This window comes from Streptomyces sp. V4I23 (assembly GCF_030817975.1).
In the GTDB taxonomy this organism is placed as follows: domain Bacteria; phylum Actinomycetota; class Actinomycetes; order Streptomycetales; family Streptomycetaceae; genus Streptomyces.
This window is the reverse complement of sequence record NZ_JAUSZW010000004.1, coordinates 1,580,734-1,598,644: the sequence shown is the minus strand read 5'-3', so window position 1 is coordinate 1,598,644 and position 17,911 is coordinate 1,580,734. Positions and strand designations below refer to the sequence as shown.

Sequence of the window (17,911 nt, the reverse complement as noted above, 5' to 3'; positions counted from 1 at the left end):
GCCTCAGTCAGCCTCCGCCGCTTTCGTCTCCGGCTCCCAGAGCATGAGGTTGCTGAACAGCTCCGCCTGCTCGACGGCGTCGTCCAGGGCGTGGTGGGTGTGCCGGCGCGCGGACAGCAGCGCCGGCGGCATCGTGCCCTTGGCCACGGCACGGAGCGGCAGGCGGGCCTTCGTCGCGTACAGGGTCTTCATGTCCAGGCAGCCGGAGTGGCCGAACGGGCTCCCGCCGGTGAACCGGATCAGGTACCAGTAGAGGAACGTCCAGTCGTACGACGCCGGATACCCGCACATCACCGGCTGCGCACCCGCCTCACGAGCGGCCTCGCGCACCCAGGCGGCGAACTGGGCCATCACCGCCTCCGGTTCGCCGCCCTCGCGCAGCAGACGCTCGCGGTCAAGACCGCTGACAGCGAGGGCCTCGGGCACGAAGTCGTCGCTGATGGGACGCAGTTCGCGGTAGAAGGTGCGTGCCTCGGGATCGGCCGGCACGTAGCCGTCCGCGTCCTGACGGCCCGCGACGGCCGCGCCGAAGCTGATCATCGAGTACGGGCCCGGGATCGGGCCGTCGGCCTCCACGTCGACGGAGATGTAGAGCGAGGGCTTCGGATCCGGACGGCGCGACGCGCGCGACGTGCGTGAACTGCGTGACGTATGCGACATGGAGGGAGCATGGCAGGGCCGGGCCGGCGTCTCCCGCGGATTTCGGCGCAGCCGCAGGCCGGGAGGGTCCGGGCCAGGGCCCGGACCCTGCCGCACGGGGTCAGCGGGCGTCCGCCGGCGTCCAGTCGGGGCGACGGCCGCTCAGGCCCACGATCCGGTCCAGCAGCGGTGCGCCGTCCGGCACCGCCACCACCGGACCGAAGATGCCCTCCCGCAACGCGTCGTCGCCCGTCGGGGTCAGCATCTCCCGCGACACGGCCATGCTCGCCTCGTCGGGCGCGTACGGCAGGCCCGTGGCGCGGGCCAGGTCCCAGCCGTGGATGACGAGCTCGTTCAGCGCGACCCGGCCCGCCACGGCCCCGGGCAGCGTGACGCCCCCGGCCTGGGTCATGCCCTCCCACGCGTCCGGCCCCCTCCAGGCCTCGACCAGCTCGTCCAGGCGCTGCGGAATCGCGGTGCGCCAGTCGTCGGCCAGCACCGGACGCTCGTCGTCCGGGCTGCCCGCGGTGGTCGGGCCGAGATCCTTGCGCGCGGCGTCCCGGAAGGCCGTGGCCAGCCCGTGGATGTGGGCCAGGATCTCCCGCACGGCGTACGCGGGACACGGCGTCGGGTCGCCCAGCTTCTCGTCGCCGATGTGGGGGAGCAGTCTCACGATGCCGTCGGCGGCGGACCGGAGGTCGGGTACGGGTGTCGTCCCGGAGGCAGCAGGTGTGGCAGAGGCAGTCATGCAGGGATGACCGGCCGCGGCCCCGGAACTCATCGGCGCACCGCCGGGGAGTCCGTCCGCCCCGCAGGAGGCGCAGGTGAGCCGGTCGCTCGCTCGATCGGGCTACCCCGCGTCCGGTGGAGCCGCCTACGGCCTGCCCGGTTTCATACGCTCCCCGCGTGACTCGTACCACTGCGCTGAACACCGGACTCGACGACTTCCTCGCCTGGGCCGCCAGGGAGCGGGGCACCGCCCTGCCCGCGCGCCCCGCGGACGCGGTGCTGACCCTGCTCGCGCTGCGCGGCGCGGACCGCAGGAGCGGCGTGCCCGAACCGACACCGCAGCTGGTCGCCCAGGTGCTCCACGAGGACCTGCCCGGGCTGCTGTGGGCGTCCGACGAGGAGCTGGCCGCCGTGCCGGCCGTGCTGACGGCGCTCGCGGACCGTGTCCGCGTGGCGGGCCGTCTCAACGCCAAGCGGCACGCCCGGCTGCTCGCGGCGATCGACGACGCCGTGCCCGGCTTCCGCGCCGCCATGGCCGACCCCGCCGGCCTGACGTGGCCGCGCTGGTACGCCTCGCTCCTGAGGGCCGACGGCACGGACCCGGACGACGCCCACGCCGTACGGGCCTGGCTCGACGCGAACGAGCGCACCCCGCGGGCCGACCGGCCCGCGCTCCCCGAGCCGCTGCACCGCTTCGAGATCGCCGGCCGCACCTTCGCCACCCGCGCACGGCTCGCGGAGGCGCTGCTCGGGGCCTTCGCACGGGACACCGCCGGGACCTCTCCGGCCGGTCCGCTGCTCCCGGCCCCGCCCCTCGACGCCGACCGGCCCGACGACGCGCTCGGTGCCGAACTGGAACGCATCGCGGACGCGTTGACCAGCCGCTGGACCGCCGCCGGGCTGACCGAGGCGCTCGCCGGGCCCCACGCCGGCCTGGCGCCGAGCCCGGAGACACTGCCCCACGCCGCACTCGCGGACCGCATGCTCGACGAACACCTCGACTACTACGGCGCGTCGTCGGTCCCCCTGCCACCCCCGGCCCGCGTGCCCGCCCCCGGGGACATCCGGGCCCTGCTGCACGCCGCCCCGCTCCCCGCCGCCCTGGCCGCGGGCGGCGACCTGGACGACGAACGGCGGGAGATCTCCGAACGCTGCGGCCTCCCCGGGCCCGCGACCCCCGTATGGGACGAGGGCACACCGCAGGAGCTCGTCGAGCTGGCCGCCGACATCCTCGCCGCCCAGGTCGAGATGCTGCCCACCGTGAGCGGTCCGCAGGACAACTGGTCCCTGGACGGCGCCCACATCCTCTACTCCCTCTACGAACGCGGCAGCACACCGGACTCGGTGGCCCGCAAGGCCTCCGACACCGACGTCGCGGAGATCCCGCCCGAGCTGGAGGACGCCCCGACGCAGGTCCCCGCCATCGCACCGGCGGCCTACGAGACCCCGTCCCCCGAGGAGCTGTCGGTGCTGCTCGGGCTGCCCGGCCGGACCGAGGCCGACCGCGACGCGATCGACGCCACAGCCCGCCCCCTGGCCGCGCTCGTCGACCGCCTGGCCGAGACCGGCTGCGTGTTCCGCCGGGGCGACACCTTCGGCCTGACGCCGCTCGGCGGCGCGGTCATGCGGCACGTGATGGCCGCGGGACAGGTCGCCGCGCCCGACGCCGGCACGGTCGCCGGGTGGGACGCGGCGCACACCGTCGCCGCGGTCCGCAACTGGCCCCCGCGCATCGCGGCACGGACGCTCGCCGCCTGGGCCGACCGCCGGGAAGGCGCGGACAAGGAGAGCGGCGCGGCCTGGGTCCCGCTGCTCACCGCGGTCTCCGAGGCGAAGGCGGCCGACCGCCAAGGGACCCGTGTGCGCGAGTGCTTCGCCCTCCTCGACCGGGCCGGCATCCCGAACGCGGCCCTGCGCGCCGTGCTCACCGACCCGGTGACCGGCGCCGAGGCGCGCCGCCTCCTGCTCGCGCGCGGCGAGGACGTCCCCGGGGAGAGCGTTCCGCCGAGTGCCCGGGCGACGCTGCTCGCGGAGGAGCTGGACGCACGGTGGACGGACGACATGCGCGCGCATGTGGCGGAGCGGCACGAGAACGGCGGCGCCCGCGTCCCCGGGCCGGACGAGATCCCGCCCACCACCCTGCTCCCCTCCTTCGACGAGGAGGCGGCCGCCTGGCCCGGAGGCGCTCCCGCCCTGATCCGGGCCCTCGCCGCCGAGGACCCCGGCACCGCCCACCGCGTCCTGACCGCACTGCGGGACCACCACCCCGACAAGCGGGTGTCGGACGCCGCGGCGCACGCCCTGAAGCCCGCACACCGGGCAGCCGGGCGCGGCCGCCGCTGACCCCGTGGCGCCACGGAGTTGCGGATACCGTGGCGTCATGTCCGCGTTCATGGGCCGAGTTGTTGAGGCAGGAACAGTTGGATGTCGAAGTCGCGTTCCGAGGGTTCGGGTTCCAGGAGTCCGATGACAGCGCGGTACCTGTGCCATCCGGGCACGACTACGAATGGGGGATGTTCCTGAACCGGCATGTGCGCCGGTTCGATCTCTTCAGCGCAGGGCACACCCACACGGCCGCGGTGACGGTTCGCATCTGGGATGGCGAGCCGGAGGCGGAGAAGGCCGACTGGGACGAGCAGGGAGAGGTTGACTTCGAGTCGACCACCGGCGATGTCGCAGTGTGGACGACGACTCTCGGTCGCTCGCAGCAGTTGATCCGCCTGGGTTCGGCGGGTATGTGGAGGGTCCGAGTCGGGTGTAGCGGCCGTGCGGAGGTCGAGAGAGTGAACACGCACGGAGGGCGGCGCGTACGGGGTGGAGCGGTACGTGATGGATTTCTGGCCGAAGGCACTCGAGCTCTGAAGCGCCGGCTGTACTTCGCGGGCTGCAGCAGGCCGCGCCCCCGTTCGTTTCAAGGCCGCAGCGGCAGATGGCCGATGCCCCGCCACAGCGCCCGTGTGTCCGGCAGCGGCGAACGGGCCTGGTCGTCGTCCGGCGTCCAGACGTGGACCGGTCCTGCGCCGGTCGCGTCGAGAGGCCGCCAGCCGGGATCGCCGGACCGGGCGAACGCCGCCCAGGCCGCGACCATGCGCCGTGACAGACGGTGATCCGCAGGGGAAGGCGGGCCGCCGATGAGGAACTCGACGGCGGGCAGGGCCGGATTGCCGAACGCGAAGGGTATGTCGGCACAGTGCCAGGCCTTCACCTCGCCCTGGGGGCCGGTGCGCCGCCGGTCGAAGCGGGACATGAACGCCCGCCCTCCTGCCTGCGCGTGCGACTCGCCGAGCCGGCTGCTGTACTCGGCGAACAGCAGGTCGCCGAAGACGGAGAGGTAGACATCGAGCACGGAGGCGTCCGGCATGAGCTCCCGGTATCCGGCCACCAGGCCGTCCGGCAGTGCGAAGTCGGCCGCGAACTCCCGCAGTCGGTCCTCCGTCGTGACCTTCGCACTGCTGCCGACGGCGTCCATCAGCCAGTACTCCTGCGTGGTGTGGCACACGAGCAGGTCCACGTCCGGTGCGGCACCCGCCGCCACCGCTGCCAGCGGTTCCATGGGCAGGACGACACCGTCGGCGACCGGTCCGTAGATCACCGGGTCGTAGTGGAGGTGCCCCGACGCCGGGTCGCGACGGTAGCCGTCGACCACCTCGTCGGAGGCCGCTACCAGCGCCTCCGGGGCGGCGGCGGCCAGGGCGTCGGCCGTCGGCGGCACGCCCGCCGCGGCGGCGACCCTCTCGGTGATCTCCTGCGCGAGCACGGTGGAGTAGCAGGGACTCGCGGCACTGTGGGCGATCGCGCGCCGGAACAGGCCCCGGGCCTGGTCCATCGCCATCAGACAGGCTACGGAGGTCGCTCCGGCGGACTGCCCGGCCACGGTGACGTTGCCGGCGTCGCCGCCGAACGCGCCGATGTTCTTCCGTACCCAGCGCAGCGCGGCGACCTGGTCGAGCAGGCCGCGGTTGTCGGGAGCCGGGGGGATGTGCCCGAAGCCCTCGAAGCCGAGCCGGTAGTTGACCGTCACCACGACCAGCCGGCCGTCACGGGCGAGGGCGGTGCCGTCGAAGTCGGGCTGCGCCGAGGACCCGAAGGTGTACGCCCCGCCGTGGATCCACACCAGCACGGGCAGCGCGGAAGCGCCCACCGGTGCCCAGACGTTGAGCGTCAGGATGTCCTCGTCGCCCGGCGACCACGACGGCGCTCCCGGCAGCTCGGCCGACTGCGGGGCGACGGCCCCGAAGCGCACACACTTCCGCACCCCCACCCAGGGCTCCACGGCCTGAGGCTCCCGGAACCGGCGGGCACCGAACGGCGGCGCGGCATACGGCACCCCGAGCACCGCCACCACACCGTCCGCGACGCGCCGTCCCCGTACCGGCCCGCTCATCGTCCGGAAGACATCCACCGAAGCACCTCCACGATCTCGCCGCCGCGCCGACCGCGACCCCGGCGGCCAGCATGCCCGTGCACCGGCAGCGGACACCAACACCAAGATCGCCGCGATTGACGCAACCGTGTTGTCGATCGAGGGGGCAAAGCACGCCGGCGTCGTGTCGCCCGCGCTGCACCGCTCATGCCGGACCGCCTGCGCCGGCCCTAGCCTCGATCTTTCGTGACGGCTTGCCGGTTCATCTGGTGGGCCGTTTCAGCTTGTTGGGTGGGGTGCGGGCAGGCCAGTGGCCCGGCTGTCGCGTCGGGTGGGCGCCGGGTTCCACTGCTCCGGCGTGCGGGTTCTGGTCGTGGGGGTGGGTTGTCGCTGCTGGTCAGCCAGGGTTCGGGAGGGCCTGCAGTCGTTCGATCGCGTCGGTGATCACGTCGGTCCAGGGCCAGTGCGTCGCGAATTTCAGGTGCCGGCGGCGGGCTGTGGTGACGAGCTGGGCGGCGGCGGAGAACAGGCGGAGCCGCAGGCGGCGGGGCTCCCAGAGCCGGGCCCGGCCGGTCAGGGCGAGCATCGGCATCCAGGCGAGCAGGTCCAGGGCGAGCTGGACGATCTCCAGCCAGATCTGGTTCTGCGCGGTGTCGTGGAGGGGCAGGTTGCGCAGGCCGGTGGCACGGGCTCCTCGAATGCGGTCCTCGGCTCTCGCCCGCTGGCGGTGGCGCAGTTCGAGGGCGGCGATCGCCGTGCCGGTGGTGTTGGTGGCGAAGCAGGTCAGCCGCAGTCCGTCGGCGTCGGTGAAGCGCAACTGGGCGCCGGGGTGCGGACGTTCTTTGCGGACGATCAGCCGCATTCCCTTCGGCCAGCCCTTGAGGCAGTCGCCGTCGAGCTCGGCGACCCAGGCGCCGTCACGGATCTCTCCGTCGGGTTCGGTGGCGGCGGTCCAGGCCGAGGCGGGAACCTTCAGGACGGCGTGGTGGATCTGCTCGGTGATGGTCATGCCGACCGAGTACGACAGCCACCTGCCGCGCCTGGCCAGCCAGGCCACGAACTCGTGGGTGCCGCCGCCGGAATCGGTCCGGATCAGTGTCTGACGCCCGCTCCGGTACTTCTTCGGCAGCTGGGCCAGGGCGAGTTGGGCGGTGGTGATGTGGTCGACGGCGGTGTTGCTGCCCGCGTTGCCGGGCCGCAGCAAGCCCGCGACCGGCTCCCCGCTGCCGCCTCGGCCGTGGTCGACGAAGGCCATCAGCGGGTGGTGTCCGAACGTCTTCTTCCAGGTAGCGGCGGCGTCCTGTTTCTCGGAGTGGGCCAGCACGAGCACCCCGTCGATGTCCACGATCACCTGTCCGCCGGCATCCGGTCCCGCTTCCCCGGCCAACTTCCAGACACGGTCGCGGACATGGGCCCGTGCGGAGCGGATCGCCGCCAGGGCCTTCGGCCCGGCCGAGGCGAGGACATCGATGAGGCGGGAGACGGTGGGATCGGAGGCCACCGGACCGAACACGGCCGGCTCGGCCCGCAGCATGCCCACATCGGCCAGACAGTCCCCGCCGAGCGCGACCGCCAGGGCCACATCCAGCAGAATCTTCCCCGGATCGTGCACCGCCCGCGACTTGCACCACGGCGCCAGAGCCGCCGATATCGCCTGGTCCAGCCCGGTCTTACGGGCCGTCTCCACCAGCAGGACGCCTCCCGCCTGCGAGACCACCGCCCGGCCACCACCCTCGACACGGACACGTGGGTAGGACCCGATACGCTTCTTCACCTGGGAAGTGCCTCCGACGTTGGCAGGAACAAGGACCTCGACAATCCTCATTCTTGCTGGTCAGAGGCACTTTTCGTTTGTCTGACCACCCGTCGGACACCAGGCTTCATGAAAGCGCGAGGCTAGTAGGACGTCTCCTGCACGCTCGCCCGGTCCGAGGGCTCCGTCGTGGCCGTGATCTGCGAGCGGTGCCCGGTCGCGTCGAAGGTCACCGTCAGCGTCTCGGGCGCGCTCTGCGTCGTACTCGCGGTGAAACCCTGGTTCGGCACGGCCGATATGAGGCACACCCCGCCGCTGCCGTAGCGCACCGTCGCCTTGCCGCCGCGCGACGAGATCGTGTGCACGCCCGAACCGCCCTCCTCGCACCAGTCGCCCGTGTCCTCCCCGGACGGCTCGGCCGGTTCCGTCGGCGGCGGCGCGGTGGTCGTCCGGGACGCGGGCGCCGGAGTCACCGGGCGCGGCTTCACCGTCGTCGGGGAAGGACTCGGCGTCGCCGTGCGGGTCGGCTTCGGCCTGGGCTTCGGCGACGGGCTCGGGCGCGCGGACGCCGAGGCGTGCGGAGCGGCCGCGAAGTCCTTCGGCGCCGACTGCGCCACCGGCGCGGTCGGGCGGGTGGAGCCCACCACGAAGTGGATCGTGATCATGACAGCCGTGACGCTGGCCGCGGTGCACGACAGCCAGATCAGCAGGTAACGCAGGAGGCGGGACACGACACCATAGTGACGGACCGGCTAACGTGCCTGCCCATGGCCTGCGTACTTGTCGTCGAGGACGACCCCGTGATCCGTGCCGCCCTGATCGAGGTGCTCACCGGGCACGGGTACGCCGTCCGCACCGCCCACCAGGGATTCGAGGCGCTGCGCGAAGTCACCCAGGCCCTGCCCGACATCGTCGTGCTCGACCTCGGACTGCCCGATCTGGACGGTCTCGACGTCCTGCGCATGATCCGGGGCATATCGCGCGTACCCGTCCTCGTCGCCACCGCGCGCGACGACGACACGGAGGTCATCAGGCTCCTCAACGCCGGAGCGGACGACTACATGGTCAAGCCCTTCTCCGGCGGCCAGCTCGCCGCCCGCATAGCCGCCGTGCTGCGGCGTTCCGCACCGCCCGCGCAGGAACGCGACCAGCAGCCGGTCGTGCAGGTGGCGGACCTCAGGATCGACCCGCTCGCCCGCACCGCGCACCTCGCTGGCCGCGAGCTGAACCTGACCCGGCGGGAGTTCGACCTGCTCGCCTACCTCGCCGCCCACGCGGACCAGGTCATGTCCCGCCGGCGCATCCTCGCCGAGGTGTGGCAACAGCCGTACCTGGAGGACCAGACGGTGGACGTCCATCTCTCCGCACTGCGCAGGAAACTGGGCGAAAGGGCCTCCGAACCGCGCTATCTGCACACCGTGCGCGGTATCGGCATCAAACTGGTCGCCTCGCCGTGAGACGAGCACTCGCGGGCATCGCCCTCGCCGTGACCTCCATGGTCGCGCTGTCCTTCCTCATCCCGCTCGCCCTCCTCGTACGCGAACAGGCCAGGGACCGCGTCACCACCGCCGCCGAACAGCGCGCGGGCGCGCTGTCCCCCGTCCTCGCGCTGACCACCAGGCGGTCCGACGTACAGCAGGCCGTGGCGGAGCTGGACCTGCGCGACCAACTCGCCGTGCGTCTCCCCGGCGGAGAGTTCGTCGGCAGCCCGCACGCACCGAAGGAGGCGCTGGAGCGCGCCGTACGCAAGCGCGAGACCCTGGCCATGGACATCCCCGAGGGCTGGGTCTACCTCCAGCCCGTCGTCCTGCCCGGCGGCCGGGTCGCGGTCGTCGAGGCGTACGTGCCGGCCGCGGACCTCTCCCGTGGCGTAGGGGCGTCGTGGGGCGTCATGTCCTTGCTCGCACTCGGGCTGGTGGGCGGATCGGTGCTGGTCGCCGACCGCCTCGGCGCCCGGGTCGTCCGCTCCTCGCGCGGCCTCAAGAGCGCCTCGCTCGCCCTGGGTTCCGGGGACCTGGACGTACGCGTGGAACCGGACGGCCCGCCCGAACTCCAGGAGGCCGGCGTCGCGTTCAACACCATGGCCGACCGCGTCGTCGAACTGCTCGCCGTCGAACGGGAGATGGTCGCCGACCTCTCGCACCGGCTGCGCACCCCGCTGACCGCGCTCTACCTGGAGGCGGACCTCATGAGCGGTACGCCGGGGGCGCGGCGGATCACCGAGGCCGTCGGCCGGCTGGAGAGCGAACTGGACTCGATCATCGCCGCGGCCCGCACCCCGCTCGCCGCCACAACCGCCTCCCACGGAGCACCGGGGCGGCCGTGCGAGGTGACCGAGGTGGTCGCGCTGCGACTGGACTTCTGGTCCGTCCTCGCCACGCAGCAGGACCGTCTCTGCGAACGTTTCTTCACCCCGCGGCCGACGCCCGTGCTCTTCCCGGAGGACGACCTCGCCGCCGTCGTCGACGCCCTCATCGGCAACGTGTTCCGGCACACTCCGCAGGGCACGGCCTTCGCCGTACGGGTGGAGCGCACTGACCGGCACGTGCTGCTGACCGTGGACGACGCGGGCCCCGGAGTCGAGGACCCGGAGGCCGCGCTCACCCGGGGCGTGAGCGTCGGCGGCTCCACCGGCCTGGGCCTGGACATCGTGGCCCGCGCGGCGCACACGGCCGACGGCGAACTGCACATCACCCGCGCCCCGATGGGCGGGGCGCGGGTGCGGGTGTCGTTCGCGCTGGCGCGTGCCTGAGGAGCGGGCCCACCGGCTCGCGCCCACCGGCTCGGGGGCAGCCGCCCGCGGTCAGCGCCGCGATCTGCCGGTCGAGCAGCTGCGCGAGCTTGTGGGCGGCGGAGCGGGGCGTCCCGCGAGGCCGTTTCCCGTTGGGCGCGGCAAGCAGGTGATGTTCGGCGTGTCCCGGCCTTTCAGTACGTCGACCGGCTGCACGTCCTCTTCATGATGGCCCGGGATTTCCGACATCGGCCTTGTGGCTGTGCATCAGGAAAAGAGGGTCATCTTGACGACCAGACGAAGCGTTCGTCGAGTCCTGCCACTTGTGCTGGCAGCACTCACGCTGGGCTTCGGCATGCCCGAAACGTCTCCGAGCGCCATGGCACAGGACCACGGGGACGCCGTGGTGGCGACCGACCACATCCGGCTGCCCCCGGCGAAGGCCGTGACGCCCAGGGGAAACCTCGAGTCCGAGGACCGACGACAGCCCCCTGCGCCGCTCTCCACCGACACAGAAGAGCGGCGTGCCACGGCCCGAGAGCTTCCTCCGCAGAAGCGTCCGAGCGTCGGTGGCTCACGGTCTTCCGCTCCCCTGGCGCCGCCCGCGGGCCAGTTCGGCTTCGAGGGCCTGAACCAGGGCAGCACCGGCGTCCGCCCACCGGACACGCACGGCGCCGTCGGCCTGAACCACTTCGTGGAGATCACCAACGGCAGGGGCATCGGCGTCTTCAACAAGGCCAACGGCGCCAACGTGCTGAACGTGTCGTTCGCCAGCTTCTTCAGCTACACGACGACGATGATCTTCGATCCACGGGTCGTGTACGACAAGAAGTGGAACCGATGGGTCATCGTCGCCGAGGCGCTCCCCGAGCCGACCAACCCCTCGGTTCAGAACCTCTTCATCGCCGTGTCCACGACGTCCGACCCGACCGGCTCCTACTTCCGCTACCGGTTCGACCTCCCGGAGGGCACCGACTTCTTCGACTTCCCGCAGCTGGGCATGGACCAGGACGCCCTGATCATCACGGGCAACGTCTTCAACTCGTCCCTCACCGCCTACCTCCGCACGCGTGTGCTGGGCCTCGCCAAGGCGGACATCTACAACGGGCGCGCCACCACGTTCCAGTACTTCAACCTCGGAGCGGTGGGTTCGGTGGCGCCTCCCATCGTGGAGGACAACAACGCCAACGCCTTCCTCCTGACGGGCAGCCCCTCCGGGGCCCTGAGGCTGTTCCGGGCCACGGGCCTTGGCCGAAGCAACGCGAGCATCGCCGCGCCGGTGAACGTGCCGGTGCCGGCGTTCTCCGCACCTCCGGACGCGCGCCAGCCCGGATTCGCCGACCGGCTGGACTCGTCGGACGCCCGTTTCCAGAACGCCAGCACCCAGATCGGCAACCAGCTCCTCAACATCCATACCATCGCGGCCGGTTCGCGCCCGACGCCGAAGTGGTACCAGATCAACACCGGCACCAACGCCCTGACCGCGTCCGGGTTCGTCTTCGAATCCGGTGACTCGGACGACTTCAACCCCGCGGTGGTCGGCTCCCCGGTCGGCGGCACCGCGGCCAATCCCATCGGACGCATGTTCTTCACCTGGTCGTCGACCGACGCGGTGGGCTCCGGCCTCCACCACGCCGCGGTCAAGGGCAGCGGACGGTTCGCGACCGATTCCACGACCGTCACTGGGGGCGTGACCTTCGCGGTGGCGACCGGCCCCTACAATCCGTCGTCGGCCCCCGTCGAGCGCTGGGGCGACTACTCGGCGGTCACCATCGACCCGGTGGCCGTCAGCGGCTGTGCGGTCGGCCAGCGTGCCTGGCTCGTGAACGAGCGGCACGTGAGCACGTCCATGTGGGGTTCGAGGATCGGACGTCTCGGTTACTGCTAGGCGACAAGAGACCGGACCACCGTTGAGGCGGGAGGGGCGCTGCGTCGCCCCTCCGCCCTTGTTTTCGCCCGCATGGTGTGTGGCGCATGCCCTCCTACAGTGGAGGTGTACAACGGCTTGCGAGCTGTCGCACGGACGGTTCGGGCTTGAGGAGGAGCACGGTGCGTTCCCGTGTCCTGACCGTGGCCGCCACCGCATCGCTGATGGCGCCGGCGGCACTCGCCTCCTGCGCGGACTCGCCGCACCAGGGGCCCGGCACCGGGCCGAGGGACGCCGCGTCGGGAGTGGCAGGTGTCGTCGTCCTGTGGCCCGTGTGCCCCGTCGAGGGAGCCCCGGAGCAGCGCGAGGACGAGTGCCGGGGGGAACCGACCAAGGCGAGCGTGCACGTACGCGACCGCACCACGGATGACGTTGCCGCGACGGCGCGCGCGGGGCCGGACGGCCGCTTCCGGGTCTCTGTGCGCCCCGACGAGTACACCGTGACGGCCGAAGTACCTGGAACGGAATTCTGCAAGGCTGTCGACGTCACCGTCCGTCCCGGCATGTACGCGGACGTGACGGTCAGGTGCGACACGGGCCTGCGCTGACGGCGCGGGACGCCGTGGGATCCGGTCATTGCCGGGCGGCTCACTGGCCGCCGGGCGTCCCTTGCGAACACCCCGGGGAGCAAGCGCGGCAGTACGCCCGGCCGGGGCCGCCCCTGCCGTCTACCGGCTCGCGCCGAAGTTCTGCGTCCACCACGGGCCGCCGTCGCCGACGTGGACGCCGACGCCCAGCTCCTCGAAGGAGCAGTTGAGGATGTTGGCGCGGTGGCCCGGGCTGTTCATCCACGCGTCCATGACGGACGCGGCGTCGGGCTGCCCCTGGGCTATGTTCTCGCCGAGCGTGGACCAGGCGTACCCGGCCGCCTCGACGCGGCTGGTCATGGTGGAGCCGTCGGGCCCGGTGTGGGACATCACGCCGGAGTCGGCCATGACGTCGCTGTAGTCGTCCGCGGCCCGCGTCAGCCGGTCGTTGGCGGTGACCGGTCCGCAACCGGCGGCGGCCCGCTCCTTGTTGACGAGCGCGAGGACCTGCGCCTCGGGGCCGCTCGGCGCGCTGTCACCGGCCGCCCGACTCGTCCCGGCCGTGGTGGCGGGCGTGTTCGTCGGCGTGCTCCTGTCCCTGCTCGCCGCGCGCTCGGCCGCCGCCGACCGCTCGGGCGATGCGCTGGGGCTCGCGCTCTTCTCGGACTTCGCCGGCTTGGCGGGAACCGGGCTGTGCGAAGGGGACGGGCTCGCGCTGCCGGTCGCCGAGGGAGACGCGAGAGGGGTGGCGACGCCACCCGCGACCTCGTCGGCCGAGCCGCTCGCGGTGTCGGCGCCGCCAGCCGTCACCCGGTCCGCCTGCCTGCCCTGGTCCCCGCCCGAGAAGGCGGTGACACCTGCGCCTGCCGCGACCGTGATCGCGCCGAGGGTCAGAACGATGCCCCGCGCCCGTGGTGCGCCCTTGGGCCGGGCGTGGGAACGGGACGGCTTGCGGGCGGCTCTGTGGGAACCCATGCGAAGGCACCTCGGTGACGGTTCGAAGGATGGTCGGTCCAACGAAAGATCCCGGCAGGCGCGACCGCGCCCACCGGGATTCGTGGGGGGTTGCACGAGAGCGTAGGGGGGACCGGCTCCGGATGGTGCGCCGGACGCGCATCTTCAAGAAGCCATAAGAAAGCCTTGAGGCTGAGGCAAGGTACGTCCCGCCGCAAGGCTTGAAGGCGGCCGGGAGGTGTGCCATACAGGTCTGGACCAATGCTCGTCAGTCTGCCGCCCGCGGAGGCCCGACCGTGCGACGTCCCCCCACCATGGCCGCGTTGGCCTGCCTCGCCGCCCTGCCGCTCGCCGCGTGCGCCGGCGACCCCGAGGACACCGAACGCCCCACCACCCCCGCCGGGGTCACCGCCCAGGCGAGCAGCGCCACCACCGTCCACGTCATGTGGGAGACCTCCTCGGACAACGAGGAGGTGACCGGATACGAGGTCTACGAGAAGGGCACCCGGGTCAGGACGCTGCCCGCCACCAAGCACATGGTCGACGTCGACCGCCTGAGCCCCCGGACCGCGTACCGCTTCACTGTCCGCGCCCGCGACGCGGCCGGGAACCTCTCCGGCCCGAGCACGGCGGTCTCGGTGACGACCCCGGCAGCGGCCCCCGACGACCGCGGCGCGCCCACGCCCCCGGGCAGCATGCGCGGCACGGTGGACGGCAGCCGGGCCGTGACCCTGACCTGGGCCCCCTCGACGGACGACACGGGCGTCACGTCGTACGACATCTATCAGGAGGACTCCCGCGTCCACAGTGTGCAGGGCACCCGTACGACGGCCCGCGTGACGGGCCTGCGCCCGGGCACGGTCTACACGTTCACGGTCCGCGCCCGCGACGCCGCCGAGAACTCGTCCCCCGACAGCGCCCCGGTCGACCTCACCACCGCACCGGCCCCGGGCGACAAGACCCCGTCCACGGCCCCGACGTCCCTGAGGGCCACGGCCCGCAAGGGAGCGATCGACCTGTCCTGGACGCCCCCGCGCACGGGCGCCCCGGTGCGCGAGCACCGGCTGTACCTGAACGGCCGCCCGGCGACGACGATCGTCTGGGGGGCGGAGCCACCGGCGGGAACAGCCACGTACACGATGACGATCACGGACCCCCCGGGCACCCGCTACAGCATCAAACTCCGCGCGAAGCTGCCGGACGGCAGGTGGGGGGACTTCTCGGCACAGCGGACGGTGGTGGTGGAGTAGGGGGCCTCTGCGCAGCCGGGGCGATCGGCGAACTCGACGCCGTCCGCGACCGCGACCGCGGGCCGGGCGCCGGGCGAGGCCGGGGCGCGGGCTCCCGGCCGGGAACAAACCTCTCCGGCCCCTCGTTCCGCCGATCATGACCACGACGCACGAAGTCCTGCGCTACACCGCCTTCTCCGACGACCCGGCCGGAGGCAACCCCGCAGGGGTCGTCCTCGACGCGGCAGGGCTCGACGACGCCGCCATGCTCGCGATCGCCGCCGAGGTCGGGTACAGCGAGTCCGCGTTCCTGACGGCGCCGCCGCAGGGGCTCGGCGGGGAGCACGGGCGGGCGTTCACCATCCGGTACTTCAGCCCCAGGGCCGAGGTGCCCTTCTGCGGGCACGCCACCGTCGCCACCGCCGTCGCGCTGGGCGAGCGCATCGGGCCCGGGGACCTGGTGTTCGCGACGCGGGCGGGGACCGTGCCGGTGACGGTGAGCGAGGAGGGCGGGACGCTCCGGGCCACGCTCACCACGGTCGAGCCGCACAGCGAAGGGATCGCCGACGCGGACCTGACCGAGGCGCTGGCCGCCCTGCGCTGGCCCGCCGCCGACCTGGACCCGGCGATCCCGCCCCGCATCGCCTTCGCCGGCGCCCGCCACCTCGTGCTCGCCGCCTCGACCCGTGCACGACTGGCCGACCTGGCCTACGACTTCGACCGCCTCGAAGCCCTGATGCGCCGCCTCGACCTGACCACGGTGCAGCTGGTGTGGCGGGAGTCGGATCGCGTCTTCCACGTACGCGACCCGTTCCCTGTGGGCGGCGTGGTCGAGGACCCCGCGACGGGCGCGGCGGCAGGCGCGTTCGGCGCGTACGTGCGGGAACTGGGCCTTGTCCCCGAAGCGTCGGTGCTCACGCTCCACCAGGGCGAGGACATGGGCCGCCCCGGCGTCCTGACGGTGGAGCTGCGCGCGGGGGACAGGCGGGTACGGGTGACGGGGACGGGCACGCGGATCGGGTGAGTCAACTCTCCACAACAGCCGCACACTTGGCGGGGAAATCCGGCTTGCCTCCACAACGCGCTGCGTGGTTAATGGTCATCACTCAGTGATCAGGCACATCGCCCGGACCTCAGGGGACAGACAACCGATGCAGACGACGGAGTCGACCGGCGAGCCGGAGGGCGTACCGCGGCATGCCACGCAGGAGGCCACTCAGGGGGCACCGCCCTCTGCACCGCCCCCCGGCGTGCCGCACGTCCCCGCGCAGCACTCGCCGCAAGCCACACCGCCCTTACCTCCCGTGCCACCACAGTTTGTCGGCGGCATCGATCTACGGGTCACCAAACGGCTGCTGTGGGTGGGCGGTGCCGCCTATCCCCTGCAGAACATCGCGCGGGTGTACACCTTCACTCTCCACCCCAAACGCAAGGAAGCGGTCCTGCGCTTCCTGAAGAACCTGGGCATCACACTCGCCGTGGCGATCGCCCTCACGATCCTCGGCGGCATGGCCGCCTTCGCGAGCCGGGAAGCGGGCGGCGGAATCGTCACGTTCGTCTGGCTCGGCACCTTGGCCGCGCTGATCTACTCCCTGGTCGAGATGATCTCCGTTCTGGCGGCGCCGTCCCACTACGTACTGGCCGTGGAGACGTCCGGCCCGTCCACCGCCGTGGTCACCAGCAGAGACCCGCAGCACCTGAACCACCTCGTCGGGCGCATCGCGTACGCGATCGAGCATCCCGACACCGAGTTCCAGGTGAGGGTGGACACCATCACGATCAGCCCGAGGAACTACTACTTCGGGGACAACGTCAATATGTACGGCGGTACAGGAAACGTGGGGGTGGCCAACTGATGAGCGGCGACAGCTATTTCTTCGGCGACAACGTCAACATGCACGGCGGCAGCGGCAACACCGGCATCGTCAAGAACCAAGGGGCTGCCGCAGCCGCCCCGCCCGTGTCTCCCGCTGTCCAGGCGGCCGTCGAGGAGCTCCTCCGGCTGGTCGAGGAGCTCCGCGACAAGCTCCCGCCCGCGAGCGCCCAGGTCCTCGACGACTCCCTCCCGGACGTCACGGCCGATGCCACGGCGCAGCCGCAGATCCGCAATCGCGCCCTCCTGGCCATCGCCGGCATCGCCGCGACGGTCGGCGCGATCGGACAGCCGGTCCTCGACGCGGCCAACAGCCTGATGGAGCTGCTGGGCGCCAAGTAGAGAGCGCCGCTTCACCGGCACCGAGGCCGTCGGGTGGATCCGTCCTCTGCCCGGCGGCCCTGTCCCGTGGTCATCTGCGGCCGTCGAGCAGGCGTGCGAGGTCTCCCGGCGTCACGTCGAAGGGAAGCCGCCCGTCGTCGAACAGGTGGATGCCGCAGGTGCGGTAGATGTCGTCGGCCGCCTGTGAGCAGATCATCTTGTCCGAACGCGCCACGCGCGAGCGCAGGAAGCGGGTCGCCAGTGGCAGCCGGAGGCGGTAGGCCGCCAGGTAGAAGTACGTCGTCCAGTTGTAGCCGGTGCCGACCCGGCTCCGGGCCTCGGCGACGACGGCGTCCCGCTGGTCGCTCCGCAGCTCCCAGGGGACGACGGCATGCTGTCGGTGCTCGTACTTCGACCAGGGGCTGATGACAGCCCCACCTGGCTGGGCCTCGAAGACGGTGCCGTCGTCCAGGGCGACCGCCACATGCGTCCAGCGGCTCAGGTCTCCGTTGAGGGCCTGGAGCAGCCACACCAACTTTCCGGACAGGCCGCCTATCTGGGTCAGGACGATGGAGCCGGGCAGGGGAGAAGAAGCCATGGCAAGTCACCTCTCAGAGGACCTGCGGATCCGCGAGCCGAGAAGTCGGCGTCGTCGTCCAGGTGAGTATTCCCAGCCTGTTGTGCGGTCCAGTCCTGTCCCGTCCTGCCGGCTCCGGCCCTGGACTGTCCCGTGACCAGGCGACCGACGTCACCTTGGGTGGGTCCCCCCTCGACGGCGACGTCCCAGTGCAGCATGGCGAGAGCCGGACGATGCCGTTTGAAGACCACCGCTTCCCCCCATGGGCCAATTCACCATTCTGTGCAG

At 72.2% G+C, this 17,911-nt stretch carries 17 protein-coding genes; 10 read left to right on the top strand and 7 right to left on the bottom strand.

All coding sequences use genetic code 11. The features are described from left to right. Positions 1 to 3: 3 nt before the first annotated feature. On the bottom strand, positions 4 to 660 hold the full coding sequence (locus QFZ82_RS09430; protein WP_307712725.1) for an exonuclease: 657 nt from the start codon (positions 658 to 660) through the stop codon (positions 4 to 6). Between the two features lie 100 nt (positions 661 to 760). After that, positions 761 to 1,387 carry a TIGR03086 family metal-binding protein gene (locus QFZ82_RS09425; RefSeq protein WP_307712724.1) on the bottom strand — a complete coding sequence of 209 codons (627 nt, stop codon included), beginning with the start codon at positions 1,385 to 1,387 and terminating at the stop codon, positions 761 to 763. 158 nt (positions 1,388 to 1,545) lie between these two features. Between QFZ82_RS09425 and QFZ82_RS09420 the strand changes: the two genes are divergently transcribed. Further along, positions 1,546 to 3,711 carry a hypothetical protein gene (locus tag QFZ82_RS09420; protein WP_307712723.1) on the top strand — a complete coding sequence of 722 codons (2,166 nt, stop codon included), beginning with the start codon at positions 1,546 to 1,548 and terminating at the stop codon, positions 3,709 to 3,711. Positions 3,712 to 4,279: 568 nt separating this feature from the next. Here QFZ82_RS09420 and QFZ82_RS09415 read toward each other — a convergent pair. The 3 genes from QFZ82_RS09415 to QFZ82_RS09405 form a co-directional block, all read right to left on the bottom strand. Further along, positions 4,280 to 5,770, bottom strand: a complete 1,491-nt coding sequence (locus tag QFZ82_RS09415) for a carboxylesterase/lipase family protein (protein ID WP_307712722.1) — start codon at positions 5,768 to 5,770, stop codon at positions 4,280 to 4,282. Between the two features lie 358 nt (positions 5,771 to 6,128). Then, positions 6,129 to 7,505 (bottom strand): IS1380 family transposase, encoded by a 1,377-nt coding sequence (locus QFZ82_RS09410; RefSeq protein WP_307711945.1) that lies wholly within the window; start codon positions 7,503 to 7,505, stop codon positions 6,129 to 6,131. A gap of 122 nt (positions 7,506 to 7,627) precedes the next feature. Continuing rightward, positions 7,628 to 7,849 carry a hypothetical protein gene (locus QFZ82_RS09405; protein WP_307712721.1) on the bottom strand — a complete coding sequence of 74 codons (222 nt, stop codon included), beginning with the start codon at positions 7,847 to 7,849 and terminating at the stop codon, positions 7,628 to 7,630. A gap of 31 nt (positions 7,850 to 7,880) precedes the next feature. Between QFZ82_RS09405 and QFZ82_RS09400 the strand changes: the two genes are divergently transcribed. The 5 genes from QFZ82_RS09400 (at position 7,881) to QFZ82_RS09380 (ending at position 12,690) form a co-directional block, all read left to right on the top strand. Then, positions 7,881 to 8,198, top strand: a complete 318-nt coding sequence (locus tag QFZ82_RS09400) for a hypothetical protein (RefSeq protein ID WP_307712720.1) — start codon at positions 7,881 to 7,883, stop codon at positions 8,196 to 8,198. 53 nt (positions 8,199 to 8,251) lie between these two features. Further along, positions 8,252 to 8,941 carry a response regulator transcription factor gene (locus QFZ82_RS09395; protein ID WP_307712719.1) on the top strand — a complete coding sequence of 230 codons (690 nt, stop codon included), beginning with the start codon at positions 8,252 to 8,254 and terminating at the stop codon, positions 8,939 to 8,941. Then, a complete protein-coding gene (locus tag QFZ82_RS09390; protein WP_307712718.1) occupies positions 8,938 to 10,236 on the top strand; it encodes a HAMP domain-containing sensor histidine kinase in 1,299 nt (432 codons plus the stop codon). Before QFZ82_RS09395 ends, QFZ82_RS09390 begins: the two co-directional genes overlap by 4 nt. Positions 10,237 to 10,570: 334 nt before the next feature. Continuing rightward, positions 10,571 to 12,103, top strand: a complete 1,533-nt coding sequence (locus QFZ82_RS09385) for a hypothetical protein (RefSeq protein ID WP_307712717.1) — start codon at positions 10,571 to 10,573, stop codon at positions 12,101 to 12,103. Between the two features lie 161 nt (positions 12,104 to 12,264). Continuing rightward, a complete protein-coding gene (locus tag QFZ82_RS09380; RefSeq protein WP_307712716.1) occupies positions 12,265 to 12,690 on the top strand; it encodes a carboxypeptidase-like regulatory domain-containing protein in 426 nt (141 codons plus the stop codon). Between the two features lie 120 nt (positions 12,691 to 12,810). Here the strand turns inward: QFZ82_RS09380 and QFZ82_RS09375 are convergent, their stop codons facing one another. After that, positions 12,811 to 13,644, bottom strand: coding sequence for a CAP domain-containing protein (locus QFZ82_RS09375; RefSeq protein ID WP_307712715.1), 834 nt, complete (start codon positions 13,642 to 13,644; stop codon positions 12,811 to 12,813). A 275-nt stretch (positions 13,645 to 13,919) separates the two neighbouring features. Between QFZ82_RS09375 and QFZ82_RS09370 the strand changes: the two genes are divergently transcribed. The 4 genes from QFZ82_RS09370 to QFZ82_RS09355 all read left to right on the top strand — a co-directional run bounded on the left by QFZ82_RS09370 (position 13,920) and on the right by QFZ82_RS09355 (position 17,067). After that, positions 13,920 to 14,873 carry a fibronectin type III domain-containing protein gene (locus QFZ82_RS09370; protein WP_373429259.1) on the top strand — a complete coding sequence of 318 codons (954 nt, stop codon included), beginning with the start codon at positions 13,920 to 13,922 and terminating at the stop codon, positions 14,871 to 14,873. A gap of 136 nt (positions 14,874 to 15,009) precedes the next feature. Beyond that, a complete protein-coding gene (locus QFZ82_RS09365) occupies positions 15,010 to 15,876 on the top strand; it encodes a PhzF family phenazine biosynthesis protein (RefSeq protein WP_307712714.1) in 867 nt (288 codons plus the stop codon). A gap of 280 nt (positions 15,877 to 16,156) precedes the next feature. Continuing rightward, positions 16,157 to 16,708 carry a DUF6232 family protein gene (locus QFZ82_RS09360; protein ID WP_307712713.1) on the top strand — a complete coding sequence of 184 codons (552 nt, stop codon included), beginning with the start codon at positions 16,157 to 16,159 and terminating at the stop codon, positions 16,706 to 16,708. Then, positions 16,708 to 17,067 carry a hypothetical protein gene (locus QFZ82_RS09355; protein WP_307712712.1) on the top strand — a complete coding sequence of 120 codons (360 nt, stop codon included), beginning with the start codon at positions 16,708 to 16,710 and terminating at the stop codon, positions 17,065 to 17,067. The genes QFZ82_RS09360 and QFZ82_RS09355 overlap by 1 nt, the downstream gene beginning before the upstream one ends. A 70-nt stretch (positions 17,068 to 17,137) precedes the next feature. Here the strand turns inward: QFZ82_RS09355 and QFZ82_RS09350 are convergent, their stop codons facing one another. Next, the gene (locus QFZ82_RS09350) at positions 17,138 to 17,644 is read right to left on the bottom strand and encodes a hypothetical protein (protein WP_307712711.1); all 507 of its coding nucleotides are present in this window, start codon (positions 17,642 to 17,644) and stop codon (positions 17,138 to 17,140) included. Between the last annotated feature and the right edge of the window lie 267 nt (positions 17,645 to 17,911).